Origin of the sequence: Hankyongella ginsenosidimutans (assembly GCF_005144965.1) — a bacterium.
Lineage (GTDB): Bacteria > Pseudomonadota > Alphaproteobacteria > Sphingomonadales > Sphingomonadaceae > Hankyongella > Hankyongella ginsenosidimutans.
The window spans coordinates 195,809-220,764 of sequence record NZ_CP039704.1; the positions used below are offsets into that span (position 1 = coordinate 195,809).

At 64.5% G+C, this 24,956-nt stretch carries 19 protein-coding genes and 9 pseudogenes; 18 read left to right on the top strand and 10 right to left on the bottom strand.

Annotation, left to right across the window (positions count from 1 at the left end):
* Positions 1-222 precede the first annotated feature (222 nt).
* The 5 genes and pseudogenes from E6W36_RS20095 (at position 223) to E6W36_RS01185 (ending at position 5,214) form a co-directional block, all read left to right on the top strand.
* Positions 223-345, top strand: a complete 123-nt coding sequence (locus E6W36_RS20095) for a hypothetical protein (RefSeq protein ID WP_281277403.1) — start codon at positions 223-225, stop codon at positions 343-345.
* Between the two features lie 83 nt (positions 346-428).
* Positions 429-1,464: pseudogene (moaA, locus tag E6W36_RS01170) on the top strand (GTP 3',8-cyclase MoaA).
* Positions 1,465-1,514: 50 nt separating this feature from the next.
* Positions 1,515-2,258: pseudogene (locus E6W36_RS01175) on the top strand (NAD kinase).
* Positions 2,259-2,642: 384 nt separating this feature from the next.
* Positions 2,643-4,007 (top strand): DEAD/DEAH box helicase, encoded by a 1,365-nt coding sequence (locus E6W36_RS01180; RefSeq protein WP_222873497.1) that lies wholly within the window; start codon positions 2,643-2,645, stop codon positions 4,005-4,007.
* A 298-nt stretch (positions 4,008-4,305) separates the two neighbouring features.
* On the top strand, positions 4,306-5,214 hold the full coding sequence (locus E6W36_RS01185; RefSeq protein WP_222873498.1) for a GGDEF domain-containing protein: 909 nt from the start codon (positions 4,306-4,308) through the stop codon (positions 5,212-5,214).
* Positions 5,215-5,216: 2 nt separating this feature from the next.
* Here the strand turns inward: E6W36_RS01185 and E6W36_RS01190 are convergent.
* From E6W36_RS01190 to E6W36_RS01200, 3 genes and pseudogenes are all read right to left on the bottom strand, one after another.
* Positions 5,217-5,550: pseudogene (locus tag E6W36_RS01190) on the bottom strand (2Fe-2S iron-sulfur cluster-binding protein).
* Positions 5,504-6,677: pseudogene (locus E6W36_RS01195) on the bottom strand (cysteine desulfurase family protein). The pseudogenes E6W36_RS01190 and E6W36_RS01195 overlap by 47 nt, the downstream one beginning before the upstream one ends.
* Positions 6,678-6,817: 140 nt before the next feature.
* A complete protein-coding gene (locus tag E6W36_RS01200) occupies positions 6,818-7,894 on the bottom strand; it encodes a cysteine desulfurase family protein (protein ID WP_222873499.1) in 1,077 nt (358 codons plus the stop codon).
* A 140-nt stretch (positions 7,895-8,034) separates the two neighbouring features.
* Between E6W36_RS01200 and E6W36_RS01205 the strand changes: the two genes are divergently transcribed.
* Positions 8,035-8,682, top strand: coding sequence for an alpha/beta hydrolase (locus tag E6W36_RS01205; protein WP_222873500.1), 648 nt, complete (start codon positions 8,035-8,037; stop codon positions 8,680-8,682).
* Here the strand turns inward: E6W36_RS01205 and E6W36_RS01210 are convergent.
* Positions 8,649-9,800 (bottom strand): anhydro-N-acetylmuramic acid kinase, encoded by a 1,152-nt coding sequence (locus E6W36_RS01210; protein WP_222873501.1) that lies wholly within the window; start codon positions 9,798-9,800, stop codon positions 8,649-8,651. The genes E6W36_RS01205 and E6W36_RS01210 overlap by 34 nt on opposite strands.
* A gap of 342 nt (positions 9,801-10,142) precedes the next feature.
* Here E6W36_RS01210 and tyrS point away from each other — a divergent pair.
* From tyrS to ilvD, 12 genes and pseudogenes are all read left to right on the top strand, one after another.
* A pseudogene (tyrS, locus tag E6W36_RS01215) lies at positions 10,143-11,368 on the top strand (tyrosine--tRNA ligase).
* A 114-nt stretch (positions 11,369-11,482) separates the two neighbouring features.
* Positions 11,483-11,842: a hypothetical protein gene (locus tag E6W36_RS20100; RefSeq protein WP_281277580.1), complete on the top strand. Its 360-nt coding sequence runs from the start codon at positions 11,483-11,485 to the stop codon at positions 11,840-11,842.
* Positions 11,806-13,272 (top strand): annotated as a pseudogene (locus E6W36_RS01225) ([protein-PII] uridylyltransferase family protein); the annotation flags it as partial. The gene E6W36_RS20100 and the pseudogene E6W36_RS01225, both read left to right, overlap by 37 nt.
* Before the next feature lie 196 nt (positions 13,273-13,468).
* On the top strand, positions 13,469-13,717 hold the full coding sequence (locus E6W36_RS22690; protein WP_425459753.1) for a hypothetical protein: 249 nt from the start codon (positions 13,469-13,471) through the stop codon (positions 13,715-13,717).
* 37 nt (positions 13,718-13,754) lie between these two features.
* Positions 13,755-14,180, top strand: coding sequence for a hypothetical protein (locus E6W36_RS01230; RefSeq protein ID WP_222873503.1), 426 nt, complete (start codon positions 13,755-13,757; stop codon positions 14,178-14,180).
* A 29-nt stretch (positions 14,181-14,209) separates the two neighbouring features.
* On the top strand, positions 14,210-14,677 hold the full coding sequence (locus E6W36_RS01235) for a peroxiredoxin (RefSeq protein ID WP_222873504.1): 468 nt from the start codon (positions 14,210-14,212) through the stop codon (positions 14,675-14,677).
* An 84-nt stretch (positions 14,678-14,761) separates the two neighbouring features.
* Positions 14,762-15,475 carry a ferritin-like domain-containing protein gene (locus E6W36_RS01240; protein ID WP_342776903.1) on the top strand — a complete coding sequence of 238 codons (714 nt, stop codon included), beginning with the start codon at positions 14,762-14,764 and terminating at the stop codon, positions 15,473-15,475.
* Between the two features lie 129 nt (positions 15,476-15,604).
* Complete coding sequence (locus tag E6W36_RS01245; RefSeq protein ID WP_222873505.1) at positions 15,605-15,814, top strand: DUF5930 domain-containing protein; 210 nt, start codon at positions 15,605-15,607, stop codon at positions 15,812-15,814.
* Between the two features lie 232 nt (positions 15,815-16,046).
* Positions 16,047-16,766: a M23 family metallopeptidase gene (locus E6W36_RS20105; protein WP_281277404.1), complete on the top strand. Its 720-nt coding sequence runs from the start codon at positions 16,047-16,049 to the stop codon at positions 16,764-16,766.
* Positions 16,708-17,130: a bactofilin family protein gene (locus E6W36_RS01255; RefSeq protein WP_281277405.1), complete on the top strand. Its 423-nt coding sequence runs from the start codon at positions 16,708-16,710 to the stop codon at positions 17,128-17,130. Before E6W36_RS20105 ends, E6W36_RS01255 begins: the two co-directional genes overlap by 59 nt.
* A 52-nt stretch (positions 17,131-17,182) precedes the next feature.
* Positions 17,183-17,518 carry an iron-sulfur cluster insertion protein ErpA gene (gene erpA, locus E6W36_RS01260; RefSeq protein ID WP_222873507.1) on the top strand — a complete coding sequence of 112 codons (336 nt, stop codon included), beginning with the start codon at positions 17,183-17,185 and terminating at the stop codon, positions 17,516-17,518.
* 271 nt (positions 17,519-17,789) lie between these two features.
* Positions 17,790-19,517: a dihydroxy-acid dehydratase gene (gene ilvD / locus E6W36_RS01265; protein WP_246047919.1), complete on the top strand. Its 1,728-nt coding sequence runs from the start codon at positions 17,790-17,792 to the stop codon at positions 19,515-19,517.
* Between the two features lie 668 nt (positions 19,518-20,185).
* Here the strand turns inward: ilvD and E6W36_RS01270 are convergent.
* From E6W36_RS01270 to E6W36_RS22695, 6 genes and pseudogenes are all read right to left on the bottom strand, one after another.
* Positions 20,186-20,719, bottom strand: a pseudogene (locus tag E6W36_RS01270) (DUF3501 family protein); the annotation flags it as partial.
* Positions 20,720-20,890: 171 nt separating this feature from the next.
* Positions 20,891-22,129 carry a heterodisulfide reductase-related iron-sulfur binding cluster gene (locus tag E6W36_RS01275; protein WP_222873509.1) on the bottom strand — a complete coding sequence of 413 codons (1,239 nt, stop codon included), beginning with the start codon at positions 22,127-22,129 and terminating at the stop codon, positions 20,891-20,893.
* Between the two features lie 615 nt (positions 22,130-22,744).
* Positions 22,745-23,167, bottom strand: coding sequence for a rubrerythrin family protein (locus tag E6W36_RS01280; RefSeq protein ID WP_222873510.1), 423 nt, complete (start codon positions 23,165-23,167; stop codon positions 22,745-22,747).
* Positions 23,168-23,305: 138 nt separating this feature from the next.
* Positions 23,306-24,078 (bottom strand): annotated as a pseudogene (locus E6W36_RS01285) (exodeoxyribonuclease III).
* A gap of 86 nt (positions 24,079-24,164) precedes the next feature.
* Positions 24,165-24,368, bottom strand: coding sequence for an N-formylglutamate amidohydrolase (locus E6W36_RS17245; RefSeq protein WP_246047922.1), 204 nt, complete (start codon positions 24,366-24,368; stop codon positions 24,165-24,167).
* Positions 24,369-24,415: 47 nt separating this feature from the next.
* Positions 24,416-24,817: pseudogene (locus E6W36_RS22695) on the bottom strand (N-formylglutamate amidohydrolase); the annotation flags it as partial.
* Positions 24,818-24,956 lie beyond the last annotated feature (139 nt).

Here is a 24,956-nt window from a genome sequence, read left to right on the forward strand (position 1 = left end):
GTCGACAAGGGATGGTGAACATGCGACCGGCATTGACGATTGCCGTCGCGGGCCTGAACGATGCGACGCGGCGCATTAACGCCGCTGCGACTTCTATCGTGCAACGCCCGGCGGCCGAAGCAAAAGCTTCCAGGAAGCGCTCGCAGCGCAGCCCGGACAAGCACCGGCGCCGACCGCAAGCCTGTCTGGACAAAGTGCGGTTCCCTGAGCAACAGCGCTTATGTGCCGTCGCTGGCCGAAGACATCGTCAACACGAAGCTCGCCGTCGCCTCCTACAAGGCCAACGCCAGTCTGATCCGCACCATTGACACCCTGCAACGCTCCCTGATCGAGAGCCTGCGCTGAGCGGGCGACGCGCGAGGACTTACAATCGTCGTTTTCCACGCTATGTTTCCACGACGGTGTCCCGTTGCTGGAAAGCGTAACCCATGACTGCTGCCTACGGCCTGGCGCAGCCTGGCGCAGCCCTTGCGCCGCTGATCGATCCTTTCGCCCGTGCGATCACCTACCTTCGGGTTTCCGTGACCGATCGATGCGATTTCCGCTGTGTCTACTGCATGCCGGAGACCATGACGTTTCTGCCCAAGGCGGAGGTCCTGTCGCTTGAGGAGCTTGAGCGGCTGTGCGGCGTGTTTATCGATCTTGGCGTCAAGCGCCTGCGGCTGACGGGCGGCGAACCGCTGGTGCGTCGCGGCGTACTGGAACTCATCCGCGCGCTTGGCCGCCGGATCGGAACCGGCGGGCTGGAAGAATTGACCCTGACCACCAACGGTAGCCAGTTGACCCGGTTTGCCGGGGAACTCGCCGCCGCCGGGGTTCGGCGCGTGAATGTTTCCATCGACACGCTCGACCCCGAACGCTTCACCCGCATCACCCGCTGGGGCGGCTTGACCCGGTTCTCGAAGGGCTGCGGGCGGCAAAGGCTGCGGGACTGGCGATCAAAATCAATATGGTCGCGCTCAAGGGCGTCAACGACGATGCATTCGATGCGATGATCCGCTGGTGCGGCGAACATGGGCATGACCTGACCTCATCGAGGCGATGCCGGTCGGCCTCGTGGATGAGGATCGGTACGACCAATATCTCTCGCTTGAAGACGTGTTCCAGGATCTGGCTCAACGCTGGACCCTGCAGCCAAGTGCGCACCGCACCGGCGGGCCGGCCCGTTATTTCACCATCGCGGAGACCGGACGCCGGCTGGGGCTGATCACGCCGAACAGCCATAATTTCTGCGAAAGCTGCAACCGGGTCCGGCTGACCTGCACGGGCCAGCTCTACATGTGCCTGGGGCAGGACGATCATGCGGACCTGCGTGCCGCCTTGCGTGCAAACCCTGACGACGACGCACTCGCCGAGGTTGTGCGCGCGGCCATAGCACGCAAGCCCAAGGGCCATGATTTCATCGTCGATCGCCGCAACGTCGCCCCGCGCGTCGCCCGGCGCATGAACATGACAGGCGGCTGAGGTGGTGATCGCCGGCCCAGCAAGCTTCGACCCCTCACGGCACCGGCGGGCTGGTGTCCAGCACGACAGCCGATGCGCTGGCGGCGCGTGCTTGCCTCGAGCGCCTCTATCCATGGTCGCAGCCGCAGGACGCCGATGTGCTGGTGGTGCTCGGCGGCGATGGCTTCATGCTGCAGACGCTGCACCAGATCATGCGCAAGCGCGTGCCGCTGTTCGGCATGAACAAGGGCACGGTCGGCTTCCTGATGAACGCCTACAGCGAGGATCGGCTGATCGAGCGGCTGCAGCAGTCGGAGCGGTTTTTCCTCAACCCCTGCGCATGCTTGCCCGCACGATCCATGGCGAGGTCGTGGAGTCGCCGGCGATCAACGAGGTCTCGCTGCTGCGGGAGACGCGCCAGGCCGCGAAGATCGAGATTCGCATCGACGGTCTGGTGCGCATGCCTGAACTGGTCTGCGATGGCGTCATGGTGGCGACGCCGGCCGGATCGAGCGCCTACAATCTTTCGGCGCACGGCCCGATTCTGCCCCTTGATGTGACCTGCTGGCGCTGACCCCGATCTCCGCCTTTCGCCCGCGGCGCTGGCGCGGCGCGATTATCCCGCTGGCGTCGGAGGTCGAATTTCATGTGCTGGAGAGTCAAAACGCCCTGTTTCGGCGGTCGCCGATCAGATCGAAGTGCGTGACGTCGCGTCGGTCGCCATCGCCGCCGATCGCAATCTGGCGCTGGAATTATGGTTCGATCCCGGCCACACGCTGGCCGATCGCATCCTGCTCGAGCAATTCATCAGTTGAGCTTAGCTCGTGTTCCGAGTCTAGGGTCAGGACTCATTAAGAATGAGGCCGTGGCGCTGGCGATTTTGGCGCGCAGGCAGGCGCGAGGGAGGCGAATATTGAACATATTCAACGACCGAGCAACGAACCTGCACGCCAAAAGCGCCGCGTCCTGCGGATGGCGGCACGATCCTCGTTGTTAATGGGTCCTGACCCTAAAATCCGCTGCACCCGATATCATCGTTTGGCGACCATCGATTCCACGACACCAGGCAAAAACGCCATTAACGTCGAAATTCACCTGCAATCTGCGGCTCACGGATTGCCAATCGCGCACTAGGTCACGTATAGGCGCGGTGCCTGCTGCCCGTCGAAGGTGGCACTCATTACTTTTACGGAAGCTTGATGTCCTTTCACGCGCTCGGATTATCCGAGGAACTGCTCAACGCGCTGGCCGAAATGAACTATGTCGAGCCAACGCCGATCCAGGCGCAGGCGATCCCGATCGTGCTGCAGGGGCGTGATGTGCTCGGCATTGCGCAGACCGGCACCGGCAAAACCGCATCCTTCACGCTGCCGATGCTCGATATTCTGGCCCAGGGCCGGGCACGAGCCCGCATGCCGCGCTCGCTGATCCTGGAGCCGACGCGCGAACTGGCGACCCAGGTATCGGAAAGCTTCGAGCGTTACGGCCGCTTCCAGAAACTCACCAAGGCGCTGATTATCGGCGGCGTCGCCTTCGGGGACCAGGACAAACTGCTGGAGAAGGGCGTCGACGTCCTTATCGCGACGCCGGGCCGGCTAATCGACCAGTTCGAACGCTCGAAAATCCTGCTGTCCGGCGTCGAAATCCTGGTGATCGACGAAGCCGACCGCATGCTCGACATGGGCTTCGTTCCCGATATCGAGCGCATCTGCAAGCTGCTGCCGCCGCGCCGGCAGACGCTGTTCTTCTCCGCGACGATGCCCCCGCCCATCAAGCGCCTGGCCGACCAGTTCCTGAACGCGCCGAAACTGATCGAGGTGTCAAGGCCGGCGACCGCCAACACATCCATCGAGCAGCGCCTCTACCGGCTCTCGGCACGCACCAAGCGCGACCGTTTGACCGACCTTCTGCGCAGCGAGCCGATCCAGAACGCCATCATCTTCTGCAACCGCAAGCGGGATGTCAGCGATCTCCATACCGTCCTGAAGCGTAACGGTTTCATCGTCGGGCGTCTGCACGGCGACATGGAGCAACCGGAGCGCCAGGCCGAGCTGGACAAGTTCCGGTCCGGTGCGTTGCCGATCCTGGTGGCGAGCGATGTCGCGGCCCGCGGACTCGATGTGCCCAGCGTCAGCCATGTCTTCAACTATGACGTGCCGATCCACCCGGACGACTATGTGCACCGGATCGGCCGCACCGGGCGCGCAGGACGCTCAGGCATCGCGATCACCTTCGCGACCCCAGCCGAGCTTGAAGCGGTGCAGGCGATCGAGAAGCTGCTGCAGGTTCAGATTCCGCTGGTCTCCGATACTGCGGAACCGGCAGCGGATGTGGAACACCCGTCGACATCGCGCAGGCGGCCAGCCCGCAGCGCCCGCAGCGAAAAGCCGACGCAGCCTGACAAGCCCGCCTCCCCGAAAAACAGCAGCGCGACAAGGACCCCGCACCGCGCAGCAACGACGCGGCTCCCCGCGGCAAACAGCCCGGCCGTGCGCGCGATCGCCGCCGCCCGGACGACGACGCGGAGCCGATCGGCTGGGGCAACGATATTCCGGCATTTCTGAGAATTTCCGCCCGGTCCGCACTTCAAGGTTAAGTTGCAGTACACGTTCGCGTAAACGTTTTTATTCCTGCCGCACTATGGTTATAACGGGTAGGGAAAAAGCTAGGGCCGCGTAATCTTGGCCCTGGAACCCTCTTGTAGGGGACGTTGTGTATCATGACCAAGTTCGGTCGCCAACAAGCAGGTACTCTTGCAGCACGCGCATGGACCTGGCTTTCAGACTCTGGAATCGTTGCAACCCCTTCTAATTTTGAGCTTATTTACCGTTACTTCGAGGGGCCGATCCGTTGCTCGCCTCGATGCTCGATCAGGAAATCGAAGCCTCAGGCGGGCTGACCGAAGCTGCTCTCACCACGGTACGCGTCAAAGTTGAATCACCCGACTTCGAGGAAGCGCTGCGCCGCATCGCTCAAACCGGCAGCGCCGAACTGTCTTCCATATCCGGCAATCTCGCCGCCATGCGCCACTCCGCGCAGGCCTATGGCGACACGCTGGTGGCAGGCGGGCGCAAGCTGGAAAACGCAACCGATCCAGCGTTGCAGGCGGAACTGATTTCGCGGCTGACCTCCGCAACCGATGCCATGGTGACCAAGACCCAGCGCCTGGAAAACCAGCTTGCTCAGTCGACTGCGGAGATCGAACGCCTGCGCGCCGAACTGGAGCGCGTGAGCTCGGAGTCGCGCACCGATCCGCTGACCGGCCTGCCCAACCGCAAGGCGCTACAGGTCTATCTCGATGCGCAGGCGGCACGCAGTCTCGCAGACCGCAAGCCGCTGACCGTGATGTTCTGCGACATCGACCATTTCAAGAATTTCAACGACACCTGGGGTCACCGCCTTGGCGACGAGGTCCTGCGTTTGGTCGCGCACTCGCTGGAGCGGCAATCGACGGGTCTCGGCTTTGCCGCGCGCTATGGCGGCGAGGAATTTGTCGTGGTGCTGCCCGGCCGCGACCTGGAGGCCGCCAGCGACATCGGCGAACAGTTCCGCGATTTCGTCGCCTCGCGCACCCTGAAGGTCCGTCGTTCGTCCCACGCCATCGGGCAGGTCACCATGTCGCTGGGCATTGCCCAGATGCGACGCGACGATACGCTCGAAGATCTGCTCGAACGCGCCGACGCCGCACTCTACCTCGCCAAGCAGACTGGCCGGAACCGCGTCTGCACGGAAATCGATCTGCAAGACGGCAAATGCGCGCGAAGCGCCTGATATCAAACGTTCAATAGATTGCGCGCACCGCCGGGTATGATGACGTCCAGCACCGGCTGGTCATCGGTCAGCCAGATCTGGCACGCCAGCCGGGACGTCGCCGTCGCACCGAACGCATAATCCAGCATGTCTTCTTCCTCCTCGCGTGGAGGGGCAGGCGGTGGAAATCGCGCACGTCCAAGATCACATGGCAGGTCGAGCAGGCCATGGCACCTTCGCAGGCGCCTCCAGCGGCATGCCGGCATCCTGCGCCACATGAAGCAAACGCGCCCCGGCCGGGGCCTCGGCTTCAGCCAGAACCGTGCCGTCCGTCGTGCGGAAGCGCACCGTCACCATAGATCCTCGCCTGCTGCGTTGCACCATCAAGCGCTTCCGCCAAACGGCGCACGTCGTCAAGCGTCGTCTCGCGCCCGAAGCCGATACGCAGGCTCGCCTTGGCCAGATCACGCGGCAGACCGAGCGCTGCCAGCACATGCGAAGGCTTGCCGCTGCCGGACGCGCATGCAGCACCGGAGGAGACGGCGAACCCGCGCAAGCCTGCAATTAAGCGGTCGCCGTCGCAATTGGGAAAACACAGGTTCAGGTTACCGGCGTAGCGTGGCGACGCCGCGCCGTTGAGGCGATAACCGACTTGTCGTGTCGAGAGCGTGTCCAGCAGCAGGTCCCGGCACGCCGCGACATGCCGCTGGTCTTCCGCCAGCCGCCCCGCCGCCAGCTTCGCAGCCGCACCAAAACCCGCCGCAAGTGCGGGTGACAGGGTGCCGGAGCGCAGCCCGCCTCCTGCCCGCCGCCGTGGGTCTGCGGCGCCAGAGCGACCCCTGGTTTCCTGTAGAGCGCACCGATGCCCTTGGGGCCATACATCTTGTGGGCCGAGATGCTCATCAGGTCGACGCCAAGCGCTGCGACGTCGATCGGCAGCTTTCCCGCAGCCTGCGCGGCGTCGCAATGCAGCAGCGCGCCGGCGGCCTTTGCAAGTGACGCGATCTCGGCAATCGGCTGGACAATGCCGATCTCGTTGTTGACCAGCATGACACTGACCAGCGCCGTCTCCGGGGTCACGGCCGCGCGAAGGTCTGCAAGGTCCAGCAGCCCGTCGGCGCCAACGGGCAGAACGACGACATCGACGCCCTGCCCCGCCAGCCATTCCGCCGCCCCAGCACGCAGGCATGTTCGGTCGCTGCGGTTACCAGCCGGTTGCGGCCCTTGGGTGCCGCCTGCATCGCGCCGATGAGCGCCAGGTTGTTGGCCTCGGTTGCGCCAGACGTGAACAGGATGCTCTCGGACTCGGCATGGACGAGTGCGGCCACCTGCTTGCGTGCTGCCTCGACGCCGGCTTTGGCTTCCCAGCCGTAGCGGTGCCCGGCCGAATGCGGGTTGCCGAACCTGTCCGTCAGATACGGCATCATGGCTGACAGCGCTTCCGGCGCCAGCGGCGTCGTCGCCTGATAATCGAAGTAGGTCATACCGCGCGCTGCCTCAGAGCCTTTCCCCGGAGCTTGAGGCACTTGTGTCGAAGTGCCGCAAGCAAAAGCGACAAGAATGGCTCTCACTCTTTGTGCAGACCCTTCTCGTCCGTTTTGATTGCCGCGCAAAAGTGATCCAATCAAAAACGGGGGTCTAGCCGCGCCAGGGTCGCCCGCCAGGCCTTGACGAAACTTGCGATCTCTTCCTCGGTCGTCGTCCAGCCGAGGCTCACGCGGATGGTCTCGCCGGCCACGGCGTCCGGGCAGCCCATCGCCCGCAGCACATGGCTCGGCTTGACCTTGCCGGACGAGCATGCGGACCCGGCACTGACGGCAAAGCCTGCAAGATCGAGCGCCATGACCTGCGTTGCCGCTGCGACGCCCGGCATGCGCACAGCGATGGTGTTGCACAGGCGCGGCACATCGCGGGCGATAATCTGCGCGCCGGCCTCCAGCAGCGCCGTCTCCAGGCTGTCGCGCAGGGCGGTAACGCGCGCCGTCCACTCGGCATCTTCCGCGCGCTCCCTCAACGCCGCGCCGAACCCGACAATGCCGCCGACATTCTCCGTGCCGGCGCGCCGGCCCAGCTCCTGGCCGCCACCGCGTTGCCGGGCGGCAACCGTCAGGCCGGGGCGCACATAGAGCGCGCCGACGCCCTGCGGCCCGCCCAGCTTGTGGGCGGAAAACGCCATGGTGTCCGCGTGCGCCACCTCGACCGGCAGCTTGGCGAGCGCCTGGACCGCATCGACGTGCAGCAAGCTGCCGGCGGCGCGCACCAGCGGCGCGAGTTCACGCAATGGCTGGATGACGCCGGTTTCGTTGTTGGCCGCCATGATGCACACCAGCGCCGGCCCGTCCTTCAAGGCAGCCTCCAGCGCCTCCGGGGCGACACGCCCCTGCCCGTCGACCGGGATCGTCGCATCCGCAAGCGCCAGCACGCAGTCGTGCTCGACGGCCGATGCCAGGACGCGCGGCAACGGCAGGCCCTGGATCGCCAGGGCATTCGCTTCCGTTCCGCCGCTGGTGAACACCAGATCGCGTGCTGCGCAGCCCACCGCCGTCGCGAGGGCCTCACGCGCGACCTCGACCCGGCCGCGTGCCGTGCGCCCTGCGGCATGCACGGAGGACGGATTGCCGCCCTGCGCGATTGCGCTTGCAACCTGTGCGGCGACCAGTGCGCTCACCGGGGCCGATGCATTGAAATCCAGGTAGATCATTCGTACTTCAGAACCCTGAGGGCAAAGTGGCGAAAGGCACGCATTTTCTTGCCTCGCACGCGCCCGAGCGTATATAGCCCGCCGCCTGACCACGGTCGACCCGTTAGGATCGCCTGCCACCGTGCAACCCGAGAGTCTTCATGCCTGAAGTCATTTTCACCGGCCCTGAAGGCCGGCTCGAAGGCCGCTACCATCCGGCCAAGCAGCCGCGTTCCCCGCTTGCGATCATCCTGCACCCGCACCCCAAGGGCGGCGGCACCATGAACAACAAGCTGGTCCAGCTGTTGTATCAGACCTTTGTGAACCGGGGCTTCGCGGTGCTGCGCTTCAACTTCCGGGGCGTCGGTCGCAGCCAGGGCGAGTTCGACAACGGCATCGGCGAATTATCCGACTCGGCAAGCGCGCTGGACTGGATGCAGCAGTTCAACCCGGATGCGCCGTTTTCCTGGGTCGCCGGGGTTTCGTTCGGGTCGTGGATCGGCATGCAATTGCTCATGCGCCGGCCGGAGCTGCGCGGCTTCATCTCGGTATCGCCGCCAGCCAACCTCTATGACTTCTCGTTCCTGGCACCCTGCCCTGCGTCTGGCCTGATCGTCCATGGCGGCGCGGATGAAATCGTGCCGACCAGCGCCGTGCAGAAGCTGGTCGACAAGCTGAAAACCCAGAAGCACATCACGATCGACCACGAGAAGCTCGACGGCGCCAACCACTTCTTCGACAACGAGTCGGAGGCGCTGATGGCCGTGGTGGATGCCTATCTCGACAAGCGGCTCAACGCAGCCCGGTAAAGCAGCCCGCCGCGAGTCGGTGCCGCAACGCCGGTGGTGCCCGGCAGACTGAGCGGCAAACCGGCGCTGGACCGCACCGCGAGGTACGCGAAGGCCTGCGCCTCCAACAGATCGCCGTCCCACGCCAGCGCATCGACCGGCCGCACCGCACCGACGGCCTGTGCCAGCGCATTCATGATCGCTGGATTGCGTCGTCCGCCGCCCGCCACGACCCAGGCAACCGGCGCGCGCGGCATGTGCTGCCGGCTGAGCGCGATTGTCCGCGCTGTGAACGTCGCCAGGGTCGCAGCACCGTCTGCTGCACTGAGCCCGCGCAGGGGACTTGCTGAAAAGTCGTCCCGGTCCAGCGATTTTGGCGGCGGCTGATCGAACCATGGATTGTCGAGCATGGCAGTCAGGACGTCGCTGTGCACAGCCCCGCGCGCTGCCAGCGCGCCATCGGCGTCGAAGCGGGTGCCGGTGGTCGCCTGCACCCAGTCGTCGATCAGCGCGTTGCCCGGCCCGGTATCGAACGCCAGCAGTGCGTCGCCGTCGATCCAGGTGACATTGGCGACGCCGCCGATGTTGAGCACGCACACCGGCCCCATGGGCAACCGGCCAGCCGCCTGCCCCTGCGCGACCAGCGCCCGGTGATAGAGCGGCACCAGCGGCGCGCCCTGCCCGCCTGCAGCCATGTCGGCATGGCGAAAGTCCGCGATGACGTCGATCCCCGTCAGCGCCGCCAGCAGGCCGGCATCGCCGATCTGCCAGGTCCAGCCGCTGTCGCCCTCAGGCACCGGCGGCATGTGGCGGATGGTCTGGCCGTGAAAGCCGATGGTCGCAACGTCAGCCGCAGGCACACTGGCCGCGCTCAGCAAGGCCGCCACCGCCTCGGCGTGCCGCTCGGCAAGCATGGTGGCGCAACGATCGGCCTCAGCGTGGCGCCGCCTCGTCGGATGCGTTTTCGCAGACTGTACAGCGGCAGCGACCGCCGCCCGGTCTGCGGCGCTGTAGGCCAGACTGATGCCATGCACGGGCCGGACATGATCCACGCCGTCGGTCTCGATCAGCGCGGCATCGATACCGTCCATGGATGTCCCGGACATCAGCCCGATTGCGAGCCTGGCGGCGTTTGCCATGCCGTTCTCCTGTGTTAAAGCATCGCGCCTTGAAAGCGGCTCCATGCTAGTGTCCCGAATCTGAAATCCATTGCACCCGATATCAGGCGAAGTTGGATTTCAGATTCGAAAAGGACACGAGCAAACTCTTGTTTCTTGTGTCGTTTCCAGAATCGAAGTTCGCGCGCTAGCCCTGTATCATCGTGTGGCGAACTTCGATTCCACGACACCAGGCCAGTGCACACTAATGAGGGGTTTATAGAGCAACATAAGACTTGAAATCCGCGCTGTACATGCCACCGGACTGAGGCGGATTGAAAGTCTGATGCTCTATCCGCCGGGCACATGAACCACGAGGCAGAGATGAGCGAATTCCAGTCCGACTTCCTGAGATTGATGCAGGAACGCGGCTACATCCATCAGGCAACCGATGCAGCAGCGCTCGATGCGCTGGCCTGCCGCCAACCGATCGTCGCATACATCGGCTTCGACTGCACCGCGCCCTCGCTGCATGTCGGCAGCCTCATCCAGATCATGCTGCTGCGCCGCCTGCAGCAGACCGGCCATAAGCCCATCGTCCTGATGGGCGGCGGCACGACCAAGATCGGCGACCCCTCCGGCAAGGACGAAGCGCGCAAGCTGCTGACCGACGAAGACATCGCCGCCAACAAGGCCGGTATCCTGCGGGTGTTCGAGCGTCTGCTGACTTTCGGCGACGGCATGAACGACGCGGTGATGCTCGACAACGCGCTCTGGCTCGATGGCTTGAGCTATATCCCGTTTCTGCGCGCGGTGGGCCGGCATTTCTCGGTCAACCGCATGCTGACGATGGACTCGGTCCGGCAACGGCTGGAGCGCGAGCAGCCGCTGAGCTTCCTCGAATTCAACTACATGGTGCTGCAGGCCTACGATTTCCTGGAGCTGAGCCGGCGCATGGGTTGCGTGCTGCAGATGGGCGGCTCCGACCAATGGGGCAACATCATCATGGGCGCGGACCTTATCCGCCGCATCGACGCGAAGGATGCCTTCGGCCTTACCACGCCGCTGCTGACCACGGCGGACGGCGCGAAAATGGGCAAGACAGCGAACGGCGCAGTCTGGCTGAACGACGACATGCTGCCTGCGTTCGATTTCTGGCAGTTCTGGCGCAACACGCAGGACGCCGATGTCGCGCGTTTCCTGAAGCTGTTCACTGACCTGCAGATGGCCGAGATCGCCCGGCTGGCAGCGCTGGAAGGTGCCGAGATCAACGAAGCGAAGAAAGTGCTCGCAACCGAGGTCACAGCGCTGGTGCGCGGGCGCGAGGCCGCCGAGGCCGCCGCCGAAACCGCGCGCCGGACGTTCGAGGAAGGGGCAGCCGGCGGCGACCTGCCGCGCCTGGCCGTCTCCGGCAGCATCGGCATAGCCGACGCACTGGCGGCGCTCGGCATCGTCGCATCCAAGAGCGAGGCGCGCCGGCTTATCAAGCAGGGCGGCGTTCGGCTCGACGATGTGGTGGTGACGGATGAAGCCGCCGTGGTGCGCATCGAGGGGCGGAGCGCAAACTTTCCGCCGGCAAGAAGCGTCACGGTCTGCTGACGGCGGCCTGACATGCTGCCGGCGCCAAGCCTGCACCCTGGCCGAAGGCGCTGGAAGACGATCTGGCGGCGCGGGAGGCGCTGTCCGCAGCACCGGATGCTATCGCCGCTGCAATCGTCCATGCGCTGCACTGGTCGCCGTTTCTGCGCGCACTGGCGACCCGTGAGCCGGAGCGCCTGGTGCGCTGCTGCACCCTCGGGCCGGACGCGATGGCAGCAGCGGCCATCGAAGCCGCCCGCCCGGATACCAGCATGGCGGCCACCATGCGCATTTTGCGCCAGACCCGTCAGGACCTGGCGTTCGCCTGCGCCATCGCCGACATCGCCGGGCTTTGGCCCCTGGAACGGGTCTGTGGCGCTCTGTCCGATTATGCGGACGCCGCGATCGAGGGGCACTTCAGGCCGCGGTGCAGGACGTCTGCGACAGTCCCGATACGTCAGGCTTCGTCGTGCTGGCGCTCGGCAAACTCGGGGCGCGGGCGCTGAACTACTCCAGCGACGTCGATCTGATCCTGCTGTTCGAGCCGGACGCCCCGGCCCTCGCCGAAAGCAGCGATCCGCACCGCAAGGCCGAGCGCATCGCCCAGCGCTTCGTCTCGGCGCTGCAGGGCATGACGGCAGACGGCTATTGCCAGCGGGTCGACCTGCGCCTGCGCCCGGACCCCGGATCGACCCCGATCATCCTGCCGCTGAGCGCTGCAGAGAGCTACTACCAGTCGGCCGCCCTGCCCTGGGAACGCGCGGCCTTCATCAAGGCCCGTGCTGTGGCTGGCGACATTCCTGCCGGCCGGGCGTTCCTGAAAGGGCTGGAGCCGTTCGTCTGGCGACGCTCGCTGGATTACACGGTCGTGCGCGACATCCACGACATGTCGCTGATGGTGCGCGAGCATTTCGACCAGGAAACGCCGGCGGGCAGCGGCTTCGATGTCAAGCGCGGGCAAGGCGGCATTCGCGACGTCGAGTTCTTCGTGCAGATCCATCAGATGATTTTCGGCGGGCGCGAACCGGCTTACCGCGCCGCCCACACGCTCGACGCGCTGCGGGCACTGACCGCCGGCGGCAAGATCCCGCAGGACGATGCGCGGGTCCTGGAAGCAGGATACCGCTTCCTGCGCGCTGTCGAGCACCGCCTGCAAATGCTCGATGACGCCCAGACCCAGGTGCTGCCCCGGCGGGCGGACGAGCGCAAGATCTTCGCCCGCTTCGCCGGCTATCCGGACTGGAAGCGCTTCGAGGCGGCGCTCGAACTGCACACCCAAGCCATCGCCGCACGCTATGGCGCGCTGACCGCCAACGCATCAACGCGCGAGCGCTTCCCGCGCGCTGCGGAGCCCGAACTGAAGGCACGCGGCTTCAAGCGGCCGGCAGACTGCGCCGCCGCGATCGAGCGCTGGCGCAAGGGCGAGACGCGCGCCACCCGCACAGCGCGCGCGCAGGAGGCGGTCGAGGCGGTGCTGCCGCAACTGGTGGAGGCGTTCGCTGTCGCCGACGACCGGGATCGCGCGCTGCTGAGCTTCGACAGTTTCCTCTCCGGATTGCCAGCCGGCGTCCAACTGTTCGCGCTGCTGGAGCACAGCCCGGCGCTGCTGGCGTTTCTCGTGCGTATCCTGTCGGTCGCGGACGCCGTTGCGCAGACGCTCGTGCGCACGCCGGACCTGCTCGACGTCGTGCTCGATCCTGCGTTTCGCGCGCCGCTGCCGCCGGTCGAAGACCTGCGCGTCATGCTGGCAGCCCGTTGCGCGCGGGCGCAGGATTTCGAGGCGATCCTCGATGAGACCCGCCGTTTCGTCAGCGAGCAGCGCTTCCAGCTCGCGGTGCAGTTGCTCGACGGCGCAGCGGACGCACCCACCATCCAGCGGCAGGCGAGCGACGTGGCCGATGCCGCGCTCCAGCATCTGACGCAAGCCTGCGAAGCGCTGTTCGCCGAGCGTCACGGACGGGTGCCCGGGGGCGGCTGGCGGTCGTCGCACTGGGGCGCTACGGCGGGCAGGCGCTGTCGCTGTCGTCAGACCTCGACATCATTTTTCTGTTCTCCGGCGCTTTCGACAAGGAATCTGCCGGGGTCAAACCCCGCTGGCGGCGACGACCTACTTCAACCGCCTGAGCCAACGCGTGATCGCCGCGCTGACTGCACCGACGGCGGCGGGCGAACTCTACGCCGTCGACACCCGCCTGCGTCCGTCCGGCGCGCAGGGGCTGCTTGCGGTCTCCATCGACAGCTTCAGGGCCTACCAGCAGGAACAGGCCTGGGTCTGGGAGCATTTGGCGCTGGTCCGGGCGCGGGTGGTGCAGGGCGCGCCAGAGGATGCGGCGGCGATCGAGGCCGCAATCCGGGAGGCTCTGGGGCCCGCGCGACCGTGACGCCCTGTGCGCGGCCGCGCTCGATATCCGCGGCGAGATGGACAAGCACCTGCCCCCGACTTCCAGCTGGGACGTCAAACGCCTGAGCGGCGGCCTGATCGACCTGGAATATGCCGTGCAGAGCCTTGTGCTGTTGCACGCGCATGCGCAGCCTGCACTGTTGCGCCCCGACCTGCCGGGCATGATCGCCGCGCTTGGGGACGCCGGGCTGCTGCCAGGCAGTCGGGACATTTTGCAGGCGTTGACGACGCTGGAGACTGTGCAGACCGTGGTGCGCGTGGGTTTTGCCAAACCGCCACGCACGGCTGCCATCCCGCCCGCCTTCGCCGCCGTGCTGGCGCATGCCCTGAAATGCCCGGACCTGAAGGCGGTCGAGGCGCAGATACTCGACGCGCGTGGGATCGTGGCGCAAATCTGGGAACAGGTGTTCGGCACACCTCGAAAACCGGTCAACGCGCGCTAACTTGCAAAACGCCAGAAACAGGAGGCACCATGAGCGAACTCGAGCCGGGCCAATCGGTCCCAGACTTTTCCATGCCGACCGACAGCGGCGAGACGGTGAGCCGGGACGGACTGAAGGGCAAACCGTTCGTGCTGTATTTCTACCCCAAGGACGACACTTCGGGCTGCACCAAGGAAGCGCAGGCCTTCACGGCACTGGCGGCGGACTTTGCGGCCCTCGGGGTGCGCGTGATCGGGGTTTCAAAGGATAGCATCGCCGCACACGCCAAGTTCCGCGCCAAGTACGATCTCGGCGTACTGCTGGCCTCGGACCCCGAAAACGTGGTCATTGCCGCGTTCGGGTCCTGGGTCGAGAAAAGCATGTACGGCAAGAAATACATGGGCATCGATCGTTCGACCTTTCTGGTCGACGCGAACGGCGCACTGGTCAAAGCCTGGCGCAAGGTGAAGGTGCCGGGCCATGCCGAGGATGTTCTGGCGGCTGCCCGCGCCCTGTGACCACGGGCATCGCCACGCTCGGCCAGGCGGCCTGCGCCGTGCTCGCGACACCGGCCCACGGACAAGGCGCGACTGTCCCGACGTCTGGCGCGCGCCTGGGCCGAAGGGCGGCTGACGTGGCGGCTGGACGTCGCGCCTCCCGATCGCCCCGCACACCCGCCCGAGCCGGCACTGCTGCCGCCGCACGCCATGCCGAAGCGCGGCAAGGCGGGATCCCCACGCGCGCGCATCGCGCTGATCCATGCGCTGGCGCACATCGAGTTCACCGCCATCGATCTCGCCTGGGATCTCGTCGCCCGGTTCGGCGCTGGCTGCCCGCGCGCCTTTGCCGATGACTGGGTGCGGATCGCGGCGGAAGAGTCCCTGCACTTCCTCTGGCTGTCGGCGCGGCTGGAGATGCTCGGCAGCCGCTATGGGGCTCTGCCCGCCCACGACGGCCTATGGGAGTCCGCGCAGGCAACGGCCGGCGACCTGATCGCACGCTTGAGCGTCGTGCCGCTGGTGCTGGAGGCGCGCGGTCTCGACGTCACGCCGCAGACCGCCGAGCGGCTGCGGACGGCTGGGGACGCTATCAGCGCCGGCATGCTGGAGCGCATCTACCGGGATGAAATCGGGCATGTCGGCGCCGGCGTCCGCTGGCTCCACTGGGCCTGCGAATCGGCAAATATGACAGTCGATAGCGCGTTCGAGCGGTCGGTCCGACTTTATTTCAAGGGGCAAATCAAGCCGCCTTTCAACGTGGAAGCCCGGAATCTCGCGGGTTTTTCAGAGAATCTTTACCAAGGGCTTGCTTCTTGAATTTTTCACCGGCAACGTCCGTGCCTTCGGGGTGGGCTGGTTACGCTGACGTAAAGACGCGAACCAGGGTTGTCATACCGGGGATCCTTTGAAAGGTCGCCCCACAGCAGCGGACGGGGAGTAGCAGCTGTGCTATCTTTCGAACGCCTGTATGCGCCGGTACGGGCTTGGCTCCATCGGGTATTGCCCGAGCATCAGATTTATTTCCGCAGCCAGGGGCAGGTGCGCTTTATCCGGGTCTCGACACGTCTGCAGGTCGCAGGCATCGTCGCGGCAACCCTGGTGACCGGCTGGGTTGGCAGCACCGTTGCCGCCTACTATTTGCGCAGCGGCTTGTGATGTCGAAAGAGCGTGAGATCGCCGCCAAGGAAGCGCAGCTCGCCGCGTTGAAGCGCGAAATTTCCACCATGACGTCGGCAGCCCGCGGCAGCGTGGGTCAACTGGCCGCCCGGATCGAGGAGCGCGAGCAGCTCATGGAAGAGCTGCTCGGCAAGGTCGGCACAGCGTCAAAGCAGCCCAAAAATCGGGCGACTCGGCCTATCTTGATAGCCTGCCGGGCACCCCGGCGGGCGTGCTCGAACGGTTCAAGGCCGTCGAGGCGAAGCAGCTCGCCTTCGCAAGGAATGCCTCTGTCGCAGCGCACGCACGCTACATGGATCGTGAGGCGCTGCTGCGCCGCCTCGGCCTGAGCGCATCCCGCCTGGTCAAGCAGTCCGCGCCGGCCCGCGGCGGGCCGTTCATCGATGCACAGACCGTGCTCGGCCGCCTGGAGCCGCAACTGCGCGATTTCTTCGCCGCCTGGAGCAAGCTCGACCTGCTCGACAAGGCGATGGTGTCGATCCCGTCGTTCATCCCGGTCACCCGTTATACGGTCACCAGCGGGTTCGGCGTGCGCTACGATCCATTCACGGGTCGCACCGCGATGCACCAGGGCGTGGACCTGTCCGGCAGCTACGGCGAGGCCGTCTACGCCGCTGCTGACGGCGTCGTGCAGCGCGCGGCCTCCACCGGTGCCTATGGCAACATGATCGACCTTGATCACGACCGCGGCCTGGGCACGCGCTATGGCCACCTGGCGAAAATCCTGGTCCGGACCGGTCAGCGCGTGACGCAGGGCCAGAAAATCGGCATGATGGGGAGCACCGGCCGCAGCACCGGCACGCACCTGCATTACGAGGTGCGGATCGACGGCAACGCGGTCAACCCCATGCCGTTTCTGGAGGCCTCCGCCAATGTTTTGGAAATCCAGCGCCGCGCCCGCGAACGCCTCGAGGCGGCCCAGCACGGCTGAGGCCGGTGCCCTCTCGATCATCGCCGCCGATGTGGAAATCCACGGCGATATCGTGGCGGCCGGCGAACTGCACATCGACGGTACGATCCACGGCAACGTCACCTGCACCTGCCTGGTGCAGGGCGTGACCGGCAAGCTGTTCGGTCAGCTTACCGCACAGGAGGTAACGCTGCGCGGGCGGGTCGAAGGCGCGATCCGGGCGCGTACGGTCATCGTCGAGCACAGCGCCCACATCACCGGCGACATTGTGCATGAAAACATCCGGATCGACGCCGGAGCCCGGATGGACGGCCGGCTGCGCCCCGAGGATCAGGCGGCGGCGCTTGCAGGCCCGCCGGTGCTGAAGGCGGTTCCTGCGACTTGATGCATTGAAGCGCGTGGGATGCGGCCCTACCTGAGCCGTGAAGGATAACGCCATGACCCAGCAGCCCGTCGCCCTGAGCGAAACCGCCATCGCCCGCTTGACGCAACTGATCGCCCGGAACGGCAACCCGAACGTCAAGTTCCGGGTGCGCGTCGAAGGTGGCGGCTGCTCGGGCTTCCAGTACCGCTTCGGGTTCGACGAAAGCGTCGCTGACGACGATCTGATCGTCGAGCGCGATGGCGTGACCATGCTGGTCGACCCGGTGTCCCTGCCCTTGCTGGAAGGCGCTGTGGTCGATTACGTGACGACGCTTGGCGCCTCGGCGTTCGCGATCCGAAACCCGAACGCGCAATCCTCCTGCGGCTGCGGGAATTCCTTCGCACTTTAGCAGTCTGCTGAAAAGTGGAATTATACAGCCCCATTTCGTCATTCCGGCCTTCGCCGGGGTGACGGCTGCGGGTTTGGAGTGCGGGAAATCACTTTTTCAACAGCCTGTTAGAGCTAGATCGGTCGAAACACCATGCTTTCCATCTCAACCGATCGGCTTCCAGGCAACATCCTGTGGCAATGGCCGCAATCAAGCGCAATAAAAAGTCAGTTTCAGGCTTTTTCCGCAATCCTGAACCGGTATCAGCAGGCAATCACTCCGGAGACCCTTCATGACCGCCGATATGTCGCGCTTCGACAAGTCCCGCCTGCCCAGCCGCCACGTGTCGGTCGGGCCGGAGCGGGCGCCGCATCGCTCCTATTATTACGCCATGGGACTGAGCGAGGCGGAAATCGCGCGGCCGTTCGTCGGCGTGGTCTCAGCCGGGAACGACAGCGCACCCTGCAACACGGCGCTCGACCATCAGGCCGACGTCTGCCGGGACGGGGTGATCGCGGGTGGCGGCATGCCGCGCCGGTTCAACACCATCACCGTGACGGACGGCATTGCCATGGGCCATCAGGGCATGAAGGCGTCGCTCGTCAGTCGCGAAGTGATTGCGGATTCGATCGAACTCAGCGTGCGCGGCCACTGCTACGACGCTCTGGTCGGCTTCGCCGGCTGCGACAAGAGCCTGCCCGGCATGATGATGGCGATGCTGCGTCTCAATGTCCCATCGGTATTCGTCTATGGCGGCTCAATCCTGCCCGGCCGCTTCGAGGATCAGGACGTGACGGTGGTCGATGTGTTCGAGGGCGTCGGCCAGCACGCCGCCGGCCATTGCCCGCTGGAGCGCCTGACGGCTCTGGAGAAGGTGGCCTGCCCGGGGCATGGCCTGCGGCGGTCAGTTCACCGCCAACACCATGGCCTGCGTCGGCGAAGCGATCGGCCTGTCCCTGCCGAATTCGAACATGATGCCGGCACCCTACGCCAGCCGCGACGACATCGCGCGCGCCGCCGGGCGGGCGGTGATGTCCTGCTGGCGCAGAATATCCGCCCGCGCGACATCTGCACCCGCAAGGCGTTCGAGAATGCCGCAACCGTAGTAGCGGCGACCGGTGGCTCCACCAACGCGGCGCTGCACCTGCCCGCCATGGCCAGCGAGTGCGGCATCGCCTTCGACCTGTTCGATGTCGCCGAAATCTTCAAGCGCACGCCCTATATCGCCGACCTGAAACCCGGCGGCCGCTACATCGCCAAAGACATGTATGAAGCCGGCGGTGCGATGATGGCGATGAAGACCCTGCTGGAGCATGGGTTCCTGCACGGCGATTGCCTGACCGTCACCGGGCGCACGCTTGCCGAAAATCTGGCCGAGGTCACCTGGAACCCGGACCAGGTCGTGATCCGGCCCGCCGATGCGCCGCTTGCGCCGACCGGCGGCGTGGTCGGCCTGCGCGGCTCGCTGGCGCCGGATGGGGCGATCGTCAAGGTCGCGGGCATGAAAGTCCTGACATTCGAGGGCAAGGCGCGTGTCTTCGAATGCGAGGAGGATGCCTTCGCCGCTGTGCAGGCGCGGCGTATCCTGCCGGGCGATGTCATCATCATCCGCTATGAAGGCCCCAGGGGCGGTCCGGGCATGCGGGAGATGCTCTCGACCACGGCCGCACTCTACGGGCAGGGCCTTGGCGACCGGGTCGCGCTCATCACCGACGGTCGCTTCTCCGGGGCGACCCGCGGCTTCTGCATCGGCCATGTCGGGCCGGAGGCGCAGGACGGCGGGCCGATCGCGCTGGTCGAAGACGGCGACCGCATTGTCATCGACGCCGTCGCCGGCACCCTCAACCTCGACGTCCCGGATGCCATACTCGCGGAACGTCGCAGTCGCTGGCGGGCGCCGGCCTCCAAAAGCGGCTCCGGCGCGCTCTGGCGCTACGCCAGAACGGTGGGCCCGGCGCGCTCCGGCGCAGTGACGCATCCGGGCGCGGCGGAAGAAACCGGGGTCTATGCGGATATCTGAAAAACGAAACGGGATGCCGAAGCATCCCGTTTACCCCTTAGACGAAACTCAAAAATACTACTCAAGAATGCCAACCGCTACGCAAGCTTCATGCCACAAGATATATTCTCTTATTGTCAGTATTTTATCGCCAGACCCTGCACTCTGCGCCAAAGAAATCGTAAAATTATCCGACATCGATATGACGCGATTCTAGAGCCTGATTGCTTTAGGTTGACCCACACGCCATCGCGCGGTTGCACACGAGCCGCTCACCCTGAGCTGGACGAAGGGCTGAGCGGCTCGTGGTTCGTCCAGGCTCACCACGAGCGGACTTTACAGCCTGCTCCAGCGAAGATCGGAATGGCGATCCCATCCAATGTCATCAGATTCTAGAGCCTGATGGCATCAAGCTGAGCCGTGTTTTCCCACCTTACCCGAGGGAGGGGCCACCCGCTCGGGTGGTGGAGGGCGGCGGATACTTGGTATTCATGGGATTTCACCCCACCGTCCGTCTTTCAGACGGACACCTCCCCTTTAAGGGGAGGTTTCTTCTTTCGCGCACAGGTCTCTCGAGCACGGCTTTCAATCTGATCGAATGAGATAAGCCGCTCTATCTTTTGTTTTGCCGCGATTTCTTAACCAGCAGATGAGTCCATCTGCTTGGAAATCGCTCAAGGTTCGTTGCCCTATGCGGCGAAATCTTCCGCAAGCGTCGCGCGCATGGTGGCGTTCATGGTCGCGCTGTGGCCATAGTTCGGGTGGTCGATTTCCAACCGCGCCACCGCGCCGCTGCTCCGGAACGCGGCGATCTGGTCCTGTGTGAACGGAAAATGCAGGAAGTGGACGGCTGAGGTCTTGCCGTCCGACTTCGTGCGCTCGATGTCGTCTTCCGGCACGGCCTTGACCGTATGATCGCCGATGACGATGGCGATATGGTTCTCGACGCCGCCGAGGGACAGCAGGGTGCGGGCGCGGATGTCCGGATCGTTGATCTCGAACATCAGGGTTGCCGTCAGCTCCGATCCATTGGGAATCATGGGGTTGTAGGCGTCCAGTTCGTCGGCTATCTGCGCGTCGCCGCCACGTTCGATGTGCAGCATCTCCTGCACCTGTTGCAGCATGGTCTCGTAGCTTTCGAAGAACAGCGTCGCATGCGGCCCAACGGGGAGCCGGCGCAGCCGCTTGCGTTCCACATTCTGCCGGCGCAGATCGGCCCGCTGCGCGGCGTAGTCGCCGGGCCATCAGGTCGGCAGGGTCGATACGGCGATCACTCTTGGGCATGATATCTCCAGATCAGTCGGTTAGAGCGATTTCCAGGCAGATGGACTCATCTGCTGGTTAAGAAATCGCGGCAAAATAAAAATGATAGAGCGGTTTTCGATCTGATTTCATCAGGTCGGCCGCTCTAATCCGTAGGCGCGCGCCAGCAACTCGATCGGGTGGTGCACGGCCTTCGGCTGGCCGATGGCTTCCAGCACCTGCTCGAGGTGCGGCCCTGCCAGCGGGCACTCCGTGACCACATGCGCCGGGTTGGTCTTGACCAGCGCCCGTCCGGCCGGGGTGCCGACCTTGATCGCGGTATCGAAATTGCCTTTGAAATAGCCCCACTTCCCGCCATGCCCGGAGCAACGCTCGACCAGGGCCGGGTTGGCCTCGGGGATCAGCTTCAGCATCTCGACCGCTTTTGGGCCGAAGTTCTGCGCGCGTGAATGGCAAGCGAGATGGACGGAAATACCGCCCGCGAGCGGCTGCAGACCCGCCGCGAGGCCGTGCTTCTTGGCAATGTCGACAACATACTCGCTGAGGTCGTACGTCGCCTCGGACAAAGCCTTGACCTCGGCGTTGCCCGGCATCAGCAGCGGCCACTCGAATTTCAGCATCAAGGCGCAGGACGGCGTCGCTGCCACGATGTCGTAGCCTTGCGCTGCATAAGGCAGCAGCGCCGCAACGATCGGCACGGCTCCAGCCGTCACACCCGGCAAATCGCCATTCTCAAGCTTCGGCATACCGCAGCAGCCGGGATATTCGAGAGTGACGGCCACACCGTTATGGGCAAGCACGCGAATGGCCGCCGTCGCAATGCTATGATCGTTGTAGTTGTGAAAACAGGTCGCGTAGAATACCGCTTTGCGCCCAAACGCCGGCGCATCGGCATTTGGTTCCGGAATAACCGGCCCCAGCGCCTTGGTGAGCGGCATGTCGGCGTAGCGCGGCAGCGTGGCGCGCGGGTCCAGCCCGGCTACCGCTTCGAGCACGTTGCGACCCAGGCTGTTCCCACGATCCGTGACCATGTTGGCGGCACCGCTGAGGAATGTCGCGACCGGACCCACGCGGTCGGTCTCGGCAAGGTGGCGCTCGATCAGGCGGGTTTCACCCTTGCGATGGGCGACAGCGCGCGCGCGCAGCATCAGGTGCGGAAAATCAAGGTTGAATTCGTGCGGCGGCACATAGGGGCACTTGGTCATGAAGCACATGTCGCACAGGGTGCAGGCATCGATGACCGGCTGAAAATCCTTTGACTCGACGGTATCCAGTTCGCCGGACGGTGCCTCGTCGATCAGATCGAACAAGCGTGGGAAGCTATCGCACAGGTTGAAGCAGCGCCGGCAGCCATGGCAGATGTCGAACACACGGCGCAGTTCTGCATCGAGTGCCGCTTCGTCGTAGAACTGCTCCGATTGCCAATCGATTGGATGGCGCGTCGGCGCCTCAGACTTCCTTCCCTCATACTTATCCCCTCAGGCCAGAATCGGGCTGCGCCGACGCGACGCTGCCCGCCAGTGTCCAGAACCTGAAATCCGTTGCACGCAGTATCTTGCCCTGCTCGATTTCAGGTTCGAGAAGCACACTGGCAAATCAACGTTCCTCGTGCCGCTTTTAGAATCGAAGCTCATCCTTGAGCCCCATTCGCGGTGCGAACTTCGATTCCACGACACTAGAGCCTGATCGGTTGAGGTTGAAGCATATGTGCTTCAACCGAGAGCGTGAATCAGGCTCTTATCAACAATTTAGACCATGATTCACGTTTCAGATTGATTCAATCTGAAACGATCAAATCTAGAGCCTGATCGGTTGAAGCGGAGAGCAAGGTTGCTTCAACCGATGGCGTCAATCGGACTCTTTTCAAATATACATAGCAGCTTTGGACTTTAAATCTGCACTGTGCAGGCCATCAGGCTGTTGCAGATTTAGGGTCAGGACTCAGTAAGAATGTGGCCTGACCCTAAAGTCCGTTGCTCTGGAAATCAGGCGTCCAGGGTATCCAGCGCCTTCTGGAAGCGGCCAGCGTGGCTCTTTTCCGCTTTCGCCAGGGTCTCGAACCAGTCAGCGATTTCGTCGAAGCCTTCCTCGCGCGCCGTGCGCGCCATGCCGGGGTACATGTCGGTGTACTCGTGCGTTTCACCGACGATCGAGGCCTTCAGGTTAAGCGAGGTGTTGCCGATCGGCTCGCCGGTTGCCGGATCGCCGACTTCCTCGAGGAATTCGAGGTGACCGTGCGCGTGGCCGGTCTCGCCTTCCGCCGTCGAGCGGAACACGGCGGCGACGTCGTTGAAGCCCTCCACATCCGCCTTCTGTGCGAAATACAGGTAGCGGCGGTTCGCCTGGCTTTCGCCGGCAAACGCGTATTTCAGGTTTTCTTCCGTTTTCGACCCTTTAAGCCCAGCCATGATGGCCTCCCTTTGTTGCAAGATAACGATCCGGTCGGTCTTTATCCGCCCGGCCTGATACAAACCATTGGACGCAATAAAGGATCGACTCGAAAAGAGGAAACGAATTTAAGGCGGCGCGCTATTCGCTTTTCTCGATCAGTCGAGTGCGAGGTCCACCCAGACCGGCGTATGGTCCGATGGGCGTTCGGCGGCGCGCGGCTTGCGGTCGACGCCGGCCGCGACCAGCCGATCGGCGGCCTGGGGTGAGAGCAGCAGGTGGTCGATCCGCAGGCCGTTGTCCTTGGCCCAGGCGCCGGCCTGATAGTCCCAGAAGGTGTAAGCACGGCCTATGGGCTCGACGGCGCGGATCGCGTCCGTCAGCCCGAGCGCGCACAACTGCCGGAACGCCGCGCGGGTATCCGGTTGCACCAGTGCGTCGTCCGCCATGGCGGATAGCGAGAACACGTCCTCGTCAGTCGGGCAGACATTGTAATCACCGGCGAGCACAACGGGCTTTTCGGTTTCCAGAAGAGCGGCGGCGCGTGCAATCAGGCGGCGCATCCAGGCGAGCTTGTAATCGAATTTCGGCCCCGGCTGCGGATTGCCGTTCGGCAGATACAGCCCGCCAAAATGCCAGCGCCGAAATCCGCCTCGATATAGCGCGCCTGCTCATCAGCGGCATCGCCCGGCAGTGCGCGCAGGGTTACCGTGAACGGCCGCAGGCTGAGGATCGCAACGCCGTTGAAGCTCTTCTGGCCGACCGTCTCGACGCTGTAGCCAAGCGCGCGGATCGGCTCAGCCGGAAACGCATCGTCCGTGCATTTGATTTCCTGCAGACAGACGGCATCCGGCCGAGCCGTCTCCAGCCATTCGATCAGGCGCGGCAACCGCGCGGCGATGCCATTGACGTTGAATGTTGCAATACGCACGCGTTACCTCCTGCCTCAGCGATGCCAGCAGGAGCCCGGCGCGTCTAGACCTTGATCGCCTCAGACTGGGTCGATCTGCAGCCTAGTCAGAGGATATCCATCAGCATGGCCTGCGTCAGTGCCGCAAAACTCGCAACCCCTTCCGGCGTGTTGATCAGGTCCTGACGGAATTCCAGCGTCAGATAGGGCAGGCCGCGCGCCTCGGCGTGACGATCCATGGTGTAGTTAAGCGCCTTGCCGGAATAGGGTTCGTTGTCGCCGATGGTAAGGCTGGTGTTTTGCCGAACCATTCCAACGCCTTGGTGGCCAGCCGGGCATCGCGATTGTAAAGCAGCCCGATATGCCAGGGCCGCTGCAGGGTCGGCTTTTCACGCAGGCGCGGCGTGAAGCTGTGGATGGACACGAGGATCGCGCCGCGCGACTTGGTTTCGATGGTGTCGATCTCGGCCGCAAGGCCATCATGATATTCATGGTGATACTTCAGGACGCGGCGCTGAACCTCCGCATCGCTCAAATCCTGGTTGCCGGGGATCAGGATACCGTCTGACGAGTCCGGATCAGCCCGGGTGATCCGGCTCCCGGTTGACGTCGAGCACGAGGCGCGACACCGAGCCGAAATAGGCGCGGGCGCCATGCGGTCACGCAGGGTGCGGGTCAACGGATCAACCCCGACGTCGACTGCAATGTGATCTTCAAGCAAACCTGGATCAAGCCCGAGGTCGCCCAGGTCCGGCGGTATGAGGTTGGACGAATGATCCGCAACAAAAGCAAGCGGCGCGCGATGAACTCTCGACGGCCCGACGGTTTTTCATTGCTACCCCAAACGCTTACGCTACGCTCGATCCAGTTTGTAGGAACGTTTGCTTAATTCTGTATTA

Excerpts from the sequence above, each read along its gene's own strand:
- E6W36_RS01280 (WP_222873510.1), bottom strand. The coding sequence starts at position 23,167 with ATGGCTGGGCTTAAAGGGTCGAAAACGGAAGAAAACCTGAAATACGCG.
- E6W36_RS01230 (WP_222873503.1), top strand. The coding sequence starts at position 13,755 with ATGGACAAGCACCTGCCCCCGACTTCCAGCTGGGACGTCAAACGCCTG.
- erpA (WP_222873507.1), top strand. The coding sequence starts at position 17,183 with ATGACCCAGCAGCCCGTCGCCCTGAGCGAAACCGCCATCGCCCGCTTG.
- E6W36_RS17245 (WP_246047922.1), bottom strand. The coding sequence starts at position 24,368 with ATGGTTCGGCAAAACACCAGCCTTACCATCGGCGACAACGAACCCTAT.
- ilvD (WP_246047919.1), top strand. The coding sequence starts at position 17,790 with ATGACCGCCGATATGTCGCGCTTCGACAAGTCCCGCCTGCCCAGCCGC.
- E6W36_RS01185 (WP_222873498.1), top strand. The coding sequence starts at position 4,306 with ATGCTCGATCAGGAAATCGAAGCCTCAGGCGGGCTGACCGAAGCTGCT.
- E6W36_RS01255 (WP_281277405.1), top strand. The coding sequence starts at position 16,708 with ATGTTTTGGAAATCCAGCGCCGCGCCCGCGAACGCCTCGAGGCGGCCC.
- E6W36_RS01180 (WP_222873497.1), top strand. The coding sequence starts at position 2,643 with ATGTCCTTTCACGCGCTCGGATTATCCGAGGAACTGCTCAACGCGCTG.
- E6W36_RS01205 (WP_222873500.1), top strand. The coding sequence starts at position 8,035 with ATGCCTGAAGTCATTTTCACCGGCCCTGAAGGCCGGCTCGAAGGCCGC.
- E6W36_RS01235 (WP_222873504.1), top strand. The coding sequence starts at position 14,210 with ATGAGCGAACTCGAGCCGGGCCAATCGGTCCCAGACTTTTCCATGCCG.
- E6W36_RS01200 (WP_222873499.1), bottom strand. The coding sequence starts at position 7,894 with ATGATCTACCTGGATTTCAATGCATCGGCCCCGGTGAGCGCACTGGTC.
- E6W36_RS01210 (WP_222873501.1), bottom strand. The coding sequence starts at position 9,800 with ATGGCAAACGCCGCCAGGCTCGCAATCGGGCTGATGTCCGGGACATCC.